General features: G+C 54.4%; 11 protein-coding genes. 6 read left to right on the forward strand and 5 right to left on the reverse strand.

Annotated features, from left to right (window positions below; translation table 11 throughout):
- Positions 1–3: 3 nt before the first annotated feature.
- The gene (locus CSE01S_RS10210; RefSeq protein ID WP_042287655.1) at positions 4–681 is read right to left on the reverse strand and encodes a fimbrial biogenesis chaperone; all 678 of its coding nucleotides are present in this window, start codon (positions 679–681) and stop codon (positions 4–6) included.
- Between the two features lie 50 nt (positions 682–731).
- Entirely contained in the window at positions 732–1262 is a 531-nt protein-coding gene (locus tag CSE01S_RS10215) for a fimbrial protein (protein ID WP_042287657.1), read from the reverse strand.
- A 349-nt stretch (positions 1263–1611) separates the two neighbouring features.
- Here CSE01S_RS10215 and CSE01S_RS10220 point away from each other — a divergent pair, with 349 nt between their 5' ends.
- Positions 1612–2274: a winged helix-turn-helix transcriptional regulator gene (locus CSE01S_RS10220; RefSeq protein ID WP_042287756.1), complete on the forward strand. Its 663-nt coding sequence runs from the start codon at positions 1612–1614 to the stop codon at positions 2272–2274.
- A 76-nt stretch (positions 2275–2350) separates the two neighbouring features.
- On the forward strand, positions 2351–2983 hold the full coding sequence (locus CSE01S_RS10225) for a winged helix-turn-helix transcriptional regulator (protein WP_042287659.1): 633 nt from the start codon (positions 2351–2353) through the stop codon (positions 2981–2983).
- Here CSE01S_RS10225 and dhaR read toward each other — a convergent pair.
- The gene (gene dhaR, locus CSE01S_RS10230; protein WP_042287662.1) at positions 2980–4890 is read right to left on the reverse strand and encodes a dihydroxyacetone kinase operon transcriptional regulator DhaR; all 1911 of its coding nucleotides are present in this window, start codon (positions 4888–4890) and stop codon (positions 2980–2982) included. The genes CSE01S_RS10225 and dhaR overlap by 4 nt on opposite strands.
- 221 nt (positions 4891–5111) lie before the next feature.
- On the opposite strand from dhaR, the gene dhaK reads away from it, so the two are divergent.
- From dhaK to dhaM, 3 genes are read left to right on the forward strand one after another with little or no spacing between them, the layout of a single operon-like run.
- The gene (gene dhaK / locus CSE01S_RS10235; RefSeq protein WP_042287664.1) at positions 5112–6182 is read left to right on the forward strand and encodes a dihydroxyacetone kinase subunit DhaK; all 1071 of its coding nucleotides are present in this window, start codon (positions 5112–5114) and stop codon (positions 6180–6182) included.
- A gap of 10 nt (positions 6183–6192) precedes the next feature.
- Positions 6193–6825, forward strand: coding sequence for a dihydroxyacetone kinase subunit DhaL (gene dhaL, locus CSE01S_RS10240; RefSeq protein ID WP_042287666.1), 633 nt, complete (start codon positions 6193–6195; stop codon positions 6823–6825).
- Positions 6826–6835: 10 nt separating this feature from the next.
- A complete protein-coding gene (gene dhaM / locus CSE01S_RS10245) occupies positions 6836–8257 on the forward strand; it encodes a dihydroxyacetone kinase phosphoryl donor subunit DhaM (RefSeq protein WP_042287669.1) in 1422 nt (473 codons plus the stop codon).
- Between the two features lie 57 nt (positions 8258–8314).
- Here the strand turns inward: dhaM and CSE01S_RS10250 are convergent, their stop codons facing one another.
- A complete protein-coding gene (locus CSE01S_RS10250) occupies positions 8315–9670 on the reverse strand; it encodes a glycoside-pentoside-hexuronide (GPH):cation symporter (protein WP_042287672.1) in 1356 nt (451 codons plus the stop codon).
- A gap of 324 nt (positions 9671–9994) precedes the next feature.
- Here CSE01S_RS10250 and CSE01S_RS10255 point away from each other — a divergent pair, with 324 nt between their 5' ends.
- The gene (locus CSE01S_RS10255) at positions 9995–11701 is read left to right on the forward strand and encodes an alpha,alpha-trehalase (protein ID WP_042287674.1); all 1707 of its coding nucleotides are present in this window, start codon (positions 9995–9997) and stop codon (positions 11699–11701) included.
- A gap of 48 nt (positions 11702–11749) precedes the next feature.
- Here CSE01S_RS10255 and CSE01S_RS10260 read toward each other — a convergent pair whose 3' ends face one another.
- Positions 11750–13861: a TonB-dependent siderophore receptor gene (locus CSE01S_RS10260; RefSeq protein ID WP_233422699.1), complete on the reverse strand. Its 2112-nt coding sequence runs from the start codon at positions 13859–13861 to the stop codon at positions 11750–11752.
- Positions 13862–13910 lie beyond the last annotated feature (49 nt).

The raw sequence follows: 13910 nt of genomic DNA on the forward strand, positions 1-13910 counted from the left end.
TGGCTATATTGCAGCGCGATGCGCGTCGCCTGTCCCGCCATAATCGTTAATGATTTTAAAGGTGACGGCGCCGCCACTGACGCCGGACGGCAGCGCGAAACGGGCGGTACTTTCCGGCGCAACGAATGTCACATCGTTCACTTTTTTACCTGCCACGGTAATTTCATTAAAATTAATAAAGTATGCGGAAGGATTTTTTACCTGAATAAACTTTCCGTCCAGCCGCCAGATTAATTTCTCTGCCTGCGCTTCCGGCGTCGACTGACGCAGTTGACCGGGACGATAAATGAGCTTTATTCGTGTCTTTACGGCGATTTGCAACGTATTGTCCTTTCGCGCTGCCGACGGGATTGACTTAATGTTCAACCAGAACAACGATTCTTTATTTTCCGGCAAATTCCCGCTGCGGATAATTCGCATTACGTTTTGCTGACCGTTATCCAGACGATAAAGCGGCGGCGTAATAATAAACGGGGCTTTTGTTCGAGCCGCATCCGGTAATTCAATCCACGATTGAATTAAATACGGGATCGTATCGGGATTACTGACGCTCAAAGAGGCCTCTTTTTTTTCACCATCATAAATAACGCGCGTACCGCCAACGGAAACGCCAGCGTGAGTCATCGAAATACCCATCGCGAAAAACACGGGGAACAGGACGCAACAACGTAATGCATTCATACTAAACCTCTGAAAGGGCCAAATACTGGCCCTTAAACGGCGCAGGTAAATCAGTTATAGTTAACGGTAAAATTGGCGACAGCGTTAGCCGGCCCCGCCATCACCGTGGCGCTGGTAGCAACATAAGCCGCGTAAAAATCCAGATGATTATCCGCGGTACTGGATAACGGATACGAATAGCCGTTCACCTCGTTCAGCCCAAGGTTGCTTTTATCCGCTGTTTTCAGTCGAATCGCCACGCCACTCGCCGCACCCGGATCCGGGTTTATCGCCAGTAAACTGTTGTCAAACGCATCGACTAAGCCATCAAACTTGACCTTTGCCGACGTCACGCTGACCGGGCAATTGATCAATCTTAAAGTGAATTTCGTTGTCGATGCCTCATCGCCAACGCTGACAAAAGCCGTTTTGGAAACGCTGCCCATATCCACCATCAGGGTATTATTGGAACCAATATCCACGGTACATGCGGTATCGAGAATTTGTCCCATAAAATTAACCGTGCCGTCATAGGCGATGGCATTTGAAATAGTCAAAAGACCTGCGACGGATAACGCCATCACTACGCTATTTTTTTTCATCATTGCTATCCTTAACTTTTGTTTATTTATAATCCGGTTAATTTACCGGTGCGAAAACCGCCTCTTTAGCGAGAACATTTCCGCTATGTCTTTGAAAAATGCCAGGCCATAAGTCAAAACCACGTTATCGGGTTACACGTCATTCCGCTTTCTGCAAGCAGCAACCAAATACGTTGTCATATTGCTTAATGATGATTTTCATATAGCTGCATATATTCGCTCAAGTGATTTTTTGGTGTAATTTTACACTTTATTCCAGATTCACTTATTAATTTGCACTCCCCATAATTACTAAATCAAGCAGTAAGTTACGTTATTCCAATTATGATAATGCCATGGGAGAGCAATGATGCCTGCACGCAAAATAGCTACTGAATCAATTGCATATAAAGACCTGCCGATAAAACCGGTAAAACACATTGAGCGGATAATAGATAAACTTCTGCCACACGCTAACATATACGAAACAAAACCAAGACAAATAATTAACTATAAGAACAATAACTCCCATCAATGCTTACTCCTACTGAAAGGAACCATTTCAATATTCAGAACGCGGGATAGCTTTATGTTTAATTCCGAAGTCGCGCCGTTTGTCTTTGGCTTAAGTAATCAACTCTGTGATGCCAGTTATCTTTTTATGCGCAGTGAGGAGTGCTCGCGGGTGGCGGTATTACCCCTGACAAAAGTCAATGAGGTCATCACGAAAGAGAATCTGTGGGAAAGCCTGGCGTCACTGTTGGTTTACACCGCAGGACGGGTTTACGATCATTGTACGCGTATTACCGCGCCCAGTTCCTACGATATTATTCGCTCACAACTTTATGAGTTAATGAAGGAATCTGTTGAGTTCCGCCGCAACATTACCGCAGCGAACTACATTCAGAGCCGAACCTTTTTGTCACGCAGCAGCATTATGAAAATTCTTGCCGACCTTAAAAAAGGTGGCTATATCATCACGGAACGTGGCGTACTTCTCCAGATACAGCAAAATATTCCCCTGAAATATTAGCCGTAGACTATGCTCGTCAAAGTAAGAACCTGATACCGCAGGTTCTCAATGCGTTAATCATGACCGGACCGCCATCATGTCGCAGCAATCATCGTTTAATCTTCTCAAGCAGCCTTCCATTTATGCCCCGGAGCTGCTAAAGCAGTTGACGCAGGAGCAGGAATTTCGCTGCTATCCTAAAGGCAGTCGGTTTGTTTTTATTCGCGCGGGCGAGCACTGCTGTCAGTTTATCCGTAGCGGTGTGGTCAGCATTGAAAACCAGGAAAATCACCTGGCGCTCGGCATTGCATCCGCCCCTGTCTCGCTGGGTTTTACCAGCGCCTTATCCGAAAAGCTGCTGCTGCGTGCGCTGGAGCCGTGTGAGGTCGCCACCGTGCCCCTTGATACCGTCATGGCGCGCATTGAGGAGAAACAGCTCTGGGAAATCATGGCGAAGCATATGATCGTCGTGATGAATAAGCTGTTTATACAAAATGAGATGGCGACCGCGCCAACCGCCTATGATCTTCTTTGTAAGCAGTTGCTGGCGCTGAATCAGGAGCCGGACAGTATCCGGGAAAACGTGGCCGCTTATCAGTTTATTCTCGACAGAACGCATATCTCACGCAGCAGCGTCATGAAAATTCTCTCGGCGCTGAAAAAAGGGGGCTATATCGAACTGAGCCAGGGCAAGCTGATCGCGATTAACCATCTGCCATCACGCTTCTAATCGTTATCACGCAGCGATTTATACTGGCCGACGTCAATGCCATAGACCTTCATTTTTCGCCAAAGTGTCGTCCGGCCAATTTTTAACAGCGCGGACATCTCCTGTACCCGTCCGCCGGTAAGTCTGGCGGCGTGAATAATAGCCTCTTTCCCGGCATCCGCGAACGATAAGCTGGCAGACCGCCGCTCTTCCGCCAGAGGCGCATTTCGCCGTTCGTTGAAGACATAGTCCGGCAGGTGGCTGAGGTGAATGCGCCCTTTTTCACTGCGCAGCGCCGTATTCTCAATGACGCTGTTCAGTTCAAAATCATTTCCCGGCCAGTCGCAGGCGACCAGTTGCGCCAGCACGTCATCGTCCATCCTGAGCCGCGTGGAAAAGCGTTTCTCAAGACGGCGTAACCGGTGATCGACCAGCGAAGGAATGCTGCTGCGACGCATCCGCAGCGGCGGAATGGTGATCTCAAAAGCATGTAGCGCATAGTAAAGCTGACGGCTGAAGCGGTTTTGTTCCACCAGCAGCGCCAGATCCGCCGTGGTGGCGGCGATAACCTTCACATCGACCGGCACTACGCGCCTGGCATCGAGACGGGTAATCACGCCCTGTTTGATGACCTGCAACAGCGCCGACTGCAGTGCCGGGGCGAGGTATTCGATTTTTTCCAGATACAGCGTTCCACCGTTCGCCAGTTCCAGCCGACTCAGGCGTCCTTCGCCCTCCTCACCCGCCGTCGTTGACGCAAAATCCAGTGCCCGTTCGGCATACAGTTGACAGTTTACCGCAATGTACGGCCCTTCCGCCCGCTCGCTGTCATTGTGGATCGCCTGGCTCAGCAACTCCTTACCCACGCCTTCCTCGCCGCGCAATAGCACCGGGAAAGCGCCGCGCGCCGCCTGGCGGCCAAAGTGGACGAGCCGCTGGGTTTGCGGATCGTTCTGCGCCATTTGCGCAAAGGTAAAATTCACTTTGCCCAACTGACTGGTCATGAGCTGGCGCATTTTTTCCACCGGGTGCAACAATAAAATAAAGCCGGTGCCCTGTGCGTCCTGGATCGGTTTCAGGGTGATCACCGCATCCACAAACTGATGCTGGCTTTCGAACGTTGCCTCGACATGATGAAGTGGACGGTGTTGCCGGACGGCCCGCACCAGCACTGCGGGCAACGTGAATAACTCCGTCAGGCTTTTCCCCTGGGCTGCCGCTACGTCAAGATGCAGCAACCGCGCCGCCCTTGCATTGATAAACTGCACGTGGCCCTGGGCATTCCAGGTCATCACGCCATCGTCCATGCTTTCTAACAGACCATTCAGATGGTTAAGGTGACGGTTGGATTCCGCCAGCAGACTGTCGGTGAGCAGAGAATTAGCCACCTCGCGGGCTATCGCCAGCGTGAGCGGCAGATCGGATGAGGTATCGTCGCCCGCCCGGCAAACCAGCGCGATCGAACCGGTAAGACGTCCGTGATTATCAAAAACCGGCGTCGCGCAGACGCACCACGGGCGCAACGCGTGCCGGAAGTGATGGGAACCCCGGGTTTTTACCGGCTGCCCAAGCAGAGCGGCCAGAGACAGCGCACAGGCGCCAATAATGCTTTCCGCACAGTAGGTCCCCTCAACAAACCCAAGCGCCGCAAGCTGCTCAAGCGTCCCGGCATCGCCGCAGCAGCTCAACACGCAGGCGCTTTCATCAAGAATAAACAGCCCGCACCGACGCGGCATCATGTACTCCCACGCATCTTCCAGCGCCGCCTGTCCCAGCGTCAGCAGCGCCGCTTTACGCCGGCAAATGGTGTCAAAGGTCAGCCCCTGCGCCCGATGCGGCTTCGACCAGAAATCAGGGCGCATAATACTGGCGCAGCGCAACCATGAAGCGCGCAGAAACGCAGGAATCTCGTCATCAGGTGAAGCCATTGCCGGTTATCTCCAGTCAGGGTGCGCTCGCTCGCATTTTTGCGTGTTTTCCGTCAAATGCGTTCCAGAATGAAACATTTCTGCTCAGTTTCGTTCCATTATGAAACATAACACCGATGAATTTTCTTTTTCGCGCGCTGGGGCACAATTGCGCTATCGGCAGCGCGCGGTCGCCGTGATGTTGAACACGTCCTGTCCCTGGAGATAACCCGGAGCAAAAAATGAAAAAGCTAATTAACCGTGTGGAAGACGTACTGAGTGAACAACTGGCGGGCCTGGCGAAAGCCTACCCTACGCTGACCCTGCATCAGGATCCGGTGTATGTCACCCGCGCGGATGCCCCCGTTCAGGGCAAAGTGGCGCTGCTGTCCGGCGGCGGAAGCGGACATGAGCCGATGCACTGTGGCTATATTGGGCGGGGAATGCTCTCCGGCGCCTGCCCCGGCGAAATATTCACCTCGCCGACGCCGGATAAAATGTTTGAGTGCGCCATGCAGATTGACGGCGGCGAAGGCGTGCTGCTGATTATTAAAAACTACACTGGCGATATCCTCAACTTTGAAACCGCCACCGAACTGCTCCACGACAGCGGCGTGAAGGTCACCACCGTTGTGGTTGACGACGACGTGGCGGTCAAAGACAGCCTGTATACCGCCGGACGTCGCGGCGTCGCCAATACGGTCCTGATAGAAAAGCTGGTCGGCGCGGCGGCAGAGCGCGGCGACTCGCTGGAAGCCTGCGCTGAGCTGGGCCGCAGACTGAATAATCACGGTCATTCGATTGGCGTCGCTCTTGCGGCCTGCACGGTTCCCGCCGCCGGTAAACCATCTTTCACCCTGAACGACAACGAAATGGAGTTCGGCGTGGGTATTCACGGTGAGCCAGGTATCGACCGTCGCGCCTTTTCCTCGCTGGATGAGACCGTGGATCAGATGTTCGATACGCTGCTGGAAAACGGTGCCTATAGCCGTACGCTGCGCCACTGGGATCCACAGCAGGGCGTCTGGCTGGAAGACAAACAAAACAAGCAGCCTTTACAGCGCGGCGACCGGGTAATTGCGCTGGTCAATAATCTCGGCGCGACGCCGCTTTCGGAACTCTACGGCGTTTACAATCGCCTGGAAACGCGCTGCCAGGAGGCAGGAATGATTATCGAGCGCAATCTGATCGGCGCCTACTGCACGTCGCTCGATATGTCCGGCTTTTCCATCACCCTGTTGAAAGTGGACGACGACACCCTCGCATTATGGGACGCCCCGGTTCACACCCCGGCCCTGAACTGGGGAAACTAAGGAGAACGTTATGTCACTGACCAGAACGCAAATCGTCAACTGGCTCTATCGCTGCGGCGACATTTTCAACCAGCAAAGCGATTATCTCACCGGGCTGGATCGCGAAATAGGCGACGCCGATCACGGTCTGAATATGCATCGCGGTTTTAGCAAGGTGGTAGAAAAATTACCCGCTATTGCCGACAAAGATATCGGTTTTATTTTGAAAAATACCGGCATGACGCTGCTTTCCAGCGTCGGCGGCGCCAGCGGCCCGCTGTTTGGTACCTTTTTTATCCGCGCCGCCCAGGTGACGCAAGCCCATCAGAGTCTGTCGCTGGAAGAACTTTATCAGATGATGCGCGAAGGCGCAGATGGCGTCATCAGCCGGGGCAAAGCGGAACCGGGGGATAAAACAATGTGCGACGTTTGGCTGCCGGTGGTCGAGTCGTTGCGTCTGGCCTGCGAACAAAATCTGTCCATACCCGCCGCCCTGGACGCCGCCGCCGCGCAGGCGGAAGCCGCCGCGCAAAGTACGATTACGATGCAGGCACGCAAAGGGCGCGCCAGCTATCTGGGCGAGCGCAGCATTGGGCATCAGGATCCTGGCGCAACCTCGGTCATGTTTATTACCCAGATGCTGAGCGCAGCGGCAAAAGAGTAAGGACGGTGTGATGGTAAACCTGGTAATTGTTTCTCATAGCGCCCGGCTGGGTGAAGGGGTCGGCGAGTTAGCGCGGCAAATGTTAATGGGCGAAGATTGTAAGATTGCCATTGCCGCCGGGATCGACGATCCGCAAAACCCTATCGGCACCGACCCGATAAAAGTGATGGCGGCTATCGAGTCTGTTGCCGATGCCGACAACGTGCTGGTGATGATGGATATCGGCAGCGCGTTGCTGAGCGCGGAAACGGCGCTGGAACTGCTCGAACCGGCTGTTGCCGCGAAAGTTCGCCTGTGCGCCGCGCCGCTGGTGGAGGGTACGCTGGCGGCCACGGTGAGTGCTGCGGCAGGCGCGGATATCGATAAAGTCGTTGCTGATGCGATGAATGCGCTGGAGGCGAAACGTGAGCAATTAGGTTTACCTTCCCCAGCCCCCCAGACGCAGGCCACGCCCTCGCTCGCGCTTGCGGACGGCGAAGCGAAGTCGGTTTCGGTAGTGGTAAAGAATCACAACGGGCTGCATGTGCGTCCGGCGTCGCGGCTGGTTTCGACGCTGTCCGGCTTTAACGCCGCCCTTCTGCTGGAAAAGAACGGCAAATGCGTGACCCCGGACAGCCTGAATCAGATTGCGTTGTTGCAGATACGTTGTAATGACACTATTCGCCTGTTAGCCCGTGGCGAGCAGGCGGATGACGCGCTGGCGGCGTTCAGCCAACTGGCGGCCGCGAATTTTGGCGAGTCGGCAGCAGCGCCGGCAATGCAGACTGCGACGGCGGCGGTAACGGGAAAAGCATACCGCTATGCGCCGACGCTGCCCCCCGTCGTTAAAAAGAGCGTATTGAGCGTCACGGCAGAACAGTCACGTCTGCGCAACGCGTTGGATCTCACCCTGCTGGATTTGATGTCACTGGTAACCCGCGTCGAGGCGAGCTGGCCGGGCGATCTGGCGGCGATCTTCTCCGGCCACCATATGCTGCTCGACGACCCGGAGCTGTTTACCCGCGCTTGTGAATTACTGCGAAGCGAGCACTGTACCGCAGAGTACGCATGGCAGCAGGTATTAACGGAGATGAGCGCGCAGTATCGCCAGCTTGATGACGCTTATCTGCGGGCGCGCGATATCGACATTGACGATCTATTGCAGCGTAGTCTGCGTCATCTGCAACAATGCCCGCTTACGTTGCCTGAGTTTACTGCTCCGGCGATTCTGGTGGCGGACGATCTCTGCCCTTCCACCGTGGTGGCGCTTGACCCTGCGGTGGTGAAAGGCATTTGTCTGCGTGGCGGAAGCCCGCTTGCGCACGGCGCGCTTATCGCCCGTGAAATGGGCATCGCCTGGGTTTGTCAGCAGGGCCATGCGCTGGATGCAGTACAAACCGGCGAGGCGCTGACGCTCGACGTCGCGGGGCAGCGCGTCTTACGACAGAAATGACCCTGCCGGTATCCGGTCCGCAGTGTTCAGTGGGCCGGATACACGCTTACCCTACCGTTAGCCCGCAAACTGACCTTTTTGCAGATCCTGAACCACAGCATGCATTTTGTCGGCAGTGAGCTGGTAAAACTTAATCGACACCGCGGTGAGTAAATAAAACAGCGCGGGCAGCAGCGTAAACAGCATTATCACGCCATCCACGGCGCCGTCCGGCTGGGTGTCGCTGTTGGTGGCGTAACCGTAAAACGCCAGTACCCAACCGATAATCGCACCACCAACCGCAACGCCAAGTTTGATGACAAAAATGTTCGCCGCGACGTTCATTCCGGTGATTCGCCGACGGGTTTTCCATTCACCGTAATTATTAGCATCAGTGATCATCGACCATTGAATCGCGCCATTGCCGCCCTGAATAATCTGGATCGCCAGATGCGCCAGCAGCGGGACAATCCACCATGCTACCGGCAGGAAATAACAGGCTACGCCGAGCGCGGCGTTGAGAATATTGATCCAGAAAGAGAGCTTAATTTTGCAAAAGCGGGTGCCAAACGGTTTCGCCAGCACCGAACCGAGCATTGATGCAAACATCCCGCCAAGCATAAACCAGGTGATCACATCCGCACCTTTGTTCAGCACCGTGTTAACGTAATACACCACTGCGCCGCCGCGGATCACTACCGCCACCAGCATCATAAAGTTATAGACCGACAAAATACGCCACTGCTCGTTTTGAAAAAGGATTTTCACATCGCGGGCGATGTTCATATTCTCCTCTTTAATCGGCTGAACGCGTTCTTTGGTGGTCAGAAAGCAGATCAAAAACATAACGCAGCCAATCGCGCCAAACAGCGCCATCGCCAGTTGAATACCGCTCGCTCTGTCGCCCGGCGAGAGGTAATCCGCCACCGGCAGAATAAAGGCGGTGCCTAACGCGCCGCCAATCGGCGTAATGGCGAACCGCCAGGATTGCAGCGATAAATTCTCATTGGGATCGGCGGTTAATGCCGCGCCTAACGAGCAGTAAGGAATATTAATGGCGGTATACATTAATGTCATAAATATATAAGCCGCGACGGCATAGGCTATTTTACCGCTGTCGCTAAAATCTGGCGTGGAATAGACCAGTACGCAGCTCACGGCAAAAGGGATACAGATTGCCAGCAGCCACGGACGAAAGCGGCCCCAGCGCGTCGCGGTCGCATCGGCAATTGCGCCCATCACCGGATCGGTAATGGCGTCCAGCAGACGGACCAGCAAAAACATGGTCCCCATTACGGCGGGCGGCAGGCCATAAATATCGGTATAAAAATAGGCCAGAATGGCAACGGAAGAGTCAAAGACAATATGGCTTGCGGCGTCGCCCAGGCTATAACCTATTTTTTCTTTTATGGGTAATTGTTCCACTTCAGACATAATTTATCCTTAATAAAATAATAAAAGCAGCACACAACATCCCGGTGCGTGCATTTCTTCACAGATGCTTTTTTCGGTCTATTATGTTTTTTGATTCATTTCTTATGTTTTTTATCTTCTGTGATCGCTCTTCATAACCTGCGTGCGCTTCGGCTATTGTTATTATTTTGGTGAATATATTTTCCGCCATTACGTCATACCCGGATAACAAAAATGTCTGTAGCTTCGCAAAATGCGGCTTCAACGACGCGCAGCAGGCGATCCTGAACTACGATTTTCTCATGATAAATGCCGTAATCCGGTACGCACTAAGGAGATTATTCAATGCTTACCCCTGCTGTTCGCCATACAGGCGCGCTATCCTGGGCCATTAAACTGGCGCTGACCGGCACCCTTCTCACCTTTGCCTCATTGTCGGCCAATGCAGAAGAACCGATGACCAACCCGCCGCAGCCGCCCGACATTTTGCTCGGTCCCCTGTTTAATGATGTGCAAAACGCAAAATTGTTTCCCGATCAGAAAACCTTTGCTGACGCCGTACCGAATAACGATCCGCTGACCATCCTTGCGGACTATCGGATGCAGAAAAACCAGTCCAGCTTTGACTTGCGCCACTTCGTCAACGTCAACTTCACCTTACCGAAAGAAGGGGAAAAATATGTCCCGCCAGCGGGACAGTCGCTGCGCGAACATATTGACGGACTGTGGCCGGTACTGACCCGTTCAACCGAAAGCGCGGGTAAATGGGACTCCCTGCTGCCGCTGCCTGAACCTTATGTGGTGCCCGGCGGGCGCTTTCGCGAGATCTACTACTGGGACAGCTATTTCACCATGCTGGGGCTGGCCGAAAGCGGTCACTGGGACAAAATTGCCGATATGGTGGCGAACTTCGCCTGGGAAATTGACGCCTTCGGGCATATCCCGAACGGTAACCGCACCTATTATCTGAGCCGCTCGCAACCGCCCTTCTTTTCTTTGATGGTCGAATTACTGGCGCAGCATGAAGGCGATGACACGCTGAAAAAATATTTGCCGCAGTTACAAAAAGAGTACAGCTACTGGATGGAAGGCGTCGACACGTTACAGCCAGGCCAACAGCATAAGCGGGTGGTGAAACTGGATGACGGTGCCGTACTCAATCGCTACTGGGACGAACGGGATACGCCGCGCCCCGAATCCTGGGTGGAGGATATCGCCACCGCGAAAAGCAACCCCAATCGCCCGGCCACGGAAATCTACCGCGATCTGCGTTCGGCTGCGGCCTCTGGCTGGGATTTCAGCTCGCGCTGGATGGATGATCCGCAGCAGCTCGGTACGATTCGGACCACCAGCATTGTGCCCGTGGATCTCAACTCCCTGCTTTACAAGATGGAAAAAATCCTCGCCCGCGCCAGCAAAGCAGCAGGCGACGACGCACAGGCCAGTCATTATGATCGGTTAGCGAACGAACGTCAGAAAGCCATCGAACATTACCTGTGGAACGACAAAGAAGGCTGGTACGCCGACTACGATCTTAAGAGCAAACAGGTACGTAATCCGCTTACCGCCGCTGCGCTGTTCCCGCTGTACGTCAATGCCGCCGCGAAAGATCGCGCCCACAAAATGGCCGTCGCTACCCAGGCGCACCTGCTCCAGCCTGGCGGCCTTGCCACTACGTCGGTGAAAAGCGGTCAGCAATGGGATGCGCCAAACGGCTGGGCGCCGCTCCAGTGGGTCGCCACCGAAGGATTGCAGAACTACGGGCAGGAAAAAGTGGCGATGGAGGTGACCTGGCGTTTCCTGACTAATGTTCAGCACACCTACGATCGGGAACAGAAGCTGGTAGAGAAGTATGACGTCAGCAGCACTGGCACCGGCGGTGGCGGCGGTGAATATCCGCTGCAGGATGGGTTTGGCTGGACGAACGGCGTCACGCTGAAAATGCTCGACCTGATCTGTCCGCAGGAAAAACCCTGCGACAGCGTCCCCTCCACCCGGCCTGCCGTTCAGCCGACAAGCGCTGAAAACGCGCAAACACAAGCCACGCCGTAATCATGGCGCTAACCGGCCTGGGGCGCCAGGCCGGTGCGCAGATCTCTGTCAGAAACTGTAGCTGGCGCCAACCTGAACAGTCCGGTCGCGCCCGATCCAACAGTTGGTGCTGTCGTAGCAACTGAAGGTCTCTTTATTGGTGACATTCTGCGCGCTGGCCTTTAGCGTCACGCCGCTGAGCGAAGGTAGCGCTTCGCCCAGGCGGTAAGACATTGCCAGATCGTACTGCGTCGTGCCGCCCAGCTTCCCGGCTGTGTTATCCGGCGAAATCTCCATCGGTCCGCTGTAGCGCGCGCCAGCGCCCAGCGTGAGCCCGCGTAGCGCAGTGCTATCGAAGGTGTAATCGCCCCACAGCGTAAAGGCGTTTTCCGGTACCTGAGTGGGCCGTTTTCCTTCGTAGCTTTCATCTTTCGTATTAATCGCATGGGTGTAGGCGTAGTTGGCGATCAGCGTGACGTTGTCAGCAGGACGACTGATGAGGGACAGCTCAGCGCCTTTTGACTCAATTTCGCCAGTCTGGCGGTAATCCCACGTTGGCGTTGCCGAAAGGACATTTTTCTGACGAATAGTGAATACCGAAGCGGTAAAGGTGGTGGCATAGTCAGCCAGCAGATACTTCACCCCGCCCTCCACCTGTTTGCTGGTGGTCGGCTTCACGTCTTTGGTCGTCAGCGAGCCCTGCGGCGAAATCGGCCTGAAGCCTTCAGAATAGCTGATAAACGGGGATAGTCCGTTAGCAAAAGCGTACAGCGCGCCAATACGTTTGGTCACCCGATCCTGGGAGATCCACGTTTTCTCGCCGTTCTGCAGCGCGTCAGTGGTCGTCGAGCGATAGTCATCGTAGCGGATACTGGCCAGCAGGTTTACGCCGCCAAAGACGATCTGGTCCTGGAGATAGTAACCATTTTGTTGGTAAGAAAGACGATTTTTTTGCGCGGTGTACAGGCCGAGATCGTCAGTATGAATCTGGTGGAAATCCGGATGGCGCATGTCAATGCCCGGCGTGGCGCTGGCATAACGATAGAAATAATGGCTGTCGAGTTTCTGGTAGTCGAAACCGGCCAGCAGGTGATGCTGCCAGTCGCCCAACAGCACCGTTTTGGTTAACTGGTTATCAATGTTAACGCTCTTAAGATCTTCATCAGTGGTGTAGGCAAAGCGATCGAGCATCCAGACCGGGTTGACGCCATTGCCGGTGGCATAGACGCTGCGCTGGTGGGTATCGACGTCAAAATACCGCGCTTTCTGGCTGAATCCCCAGCCGCTCTCGAACGCATGTTCGAGATGATAACCCAGCATCCACTGACGTTGTTTGAAGCCGCTCCACTTATCGCCTGCAAAGTCCCGACGGTCGGCATAACCGGAGCGCAGATATGCGATGGGTAATGGATTCGACGGCGACAGCGAGGGCGTATTTTGTACCAGCGCATCCAGCGTCAGACGCGTTCTGCCGTCCGGCTGCCAGCTCACGGAGGGTGCAAGCAGGTAATCTTCATAGCGCGTGGTATATGGCTGATCGTTCCCTTCCGTCGCTTTCCCGAGCAGGCGATAATTCCAGTCGCTGTCACGGATGTTTCCCGTTGCGTCCAGATACCCTTCTTTCAGGTTGCGCGTACCGGTCATAACACCCAACTCCGTTTTCTGCTCCGCCTGCGGCGTCTTGCCCTGAATATTCACCAGCCCGCCCGGCGAGCCGTTGCCGTACAGCACCGACGCGGGGCCTTTGAGAATATCGACATGTTCAATGAGCAGCGGATCGATGCGCGCTTTAGTGTTGCCCGTGACGTTATACGGCAACTGTAAGCCGTTGTAGTACTCTTGATCGACGGTGAAACCGCGGATTTTGTACTCGCTCATGTAGGTCGTATTGCCGCGCATTTCCGTTGACACGCCCGGTGCGTAGCGCAATATCTCGTTAACCGACGTTGCATGGCGCAGCGTGATTTCTTTTTTATCGAGAGTATTAATCACCTGCGGCGTCTTACTTTCAGGCGCTGCGGATTTGGTCGCGCTGTTGGTCCAGGCAGGCAGCAGGCTCTCCTGCCCCGATGCGGACACCACGATAGTGGCTTCGTCTGCCTCTGCGGCATAACAGGAAGTGGTCAGAGCCAGTGAGATACAGCCAGAGAGCGCGCGCAAGCGAAAGCGTGAAGGGGTTATCATCATGAGAATCGTTATAATATGAAATAGGAATAGCAATTATTCTCAT

The sequence above is a fragment of the Citrobacter sedlakii NBRC 105722 genome (assembly GCF_000759835.1).
Taxonomy (GTDB): domain Bacteria; phylum Pseudomonadota; class Gammaproteobacteria; order Enterobacterales; family Enterobacteriaceae; genus Citrobacter_A; species Citrobacter_A sedlakii.

Excerpts from the sequence above, each read along its gene's own strand:
- CSE01S_RS10210 (WP_042287655.1), bottom strand. The coding sequence starts at position 681 with ATGAATGCATTACGTTGTTGCGTCCTGTTCCCCGTGTTTTTCGCGATG.
- CSE01S_RS10215 (WP_042287657.1), bottom strand. The coding sequence starts at position 1,262 with ATGAAAAAAAATAGCGTAGTGATGGCGTTATCCGTCGCAGGTCTTTTG.
- CSE01S_RS10220 (WP_042287756.1), top strand. The coding sequence starts at position 1,612 with ATGCCTGCACGCAAAATAGCTACTGAATCAATTGCATATAAAGACCTG.
- CSE01S_RS10225 (WP_042287659.1), top strand. The coding sequence starts at position 2,351 with ATGTCGCAGCAATCATCGTTTAATCTTCTCAAGCAGCCTTCCATTTAT.
- dhaR (WP_042287662.1), bottom strand. The coding sequence starts at position 4,890 with ATGGCTTCACCTGATGACGAGATTCCTGCGTTTCTGCGCGCTTCATGG.
- dhaK (WP_042287664.1), top strand. The coding sequence starts at position 5,112 with ATGAAAAAGCTAATTAACCGTGTGGAAGACGTACTGAGTGAACAACTG.
- dhaL (WP_042287666.1), top strand. The coding sequence starts at position 6,193 with ATGTCACTGACCAGAACGCAAATCGTCAACTGGCTCTATCGCTGCGGC.
- dhaM (WP_042287669.1), top strand. The coding sequence starts at position 6,836 with ATGGTAAACCTGGTAATTGTTTCTCATAGCGCCCGGCTGGGTGAAGGG.
- CSE01S_RS10250 (WP_042287672.1), bottom strand. The coding sequence starts at position 9,670 with ATGTCTGAAGTGGAACAATTACCCATAAAAGAAAAAATAGGTTATAGC.
- CSE01S_RS10255 (WP_042287674.1), top strand. The coding sequence starts at position 9,995 with ATGCTTACCCCTGCTGTTCGCCATACAGGCGCGCTATCCTGGGCCATT.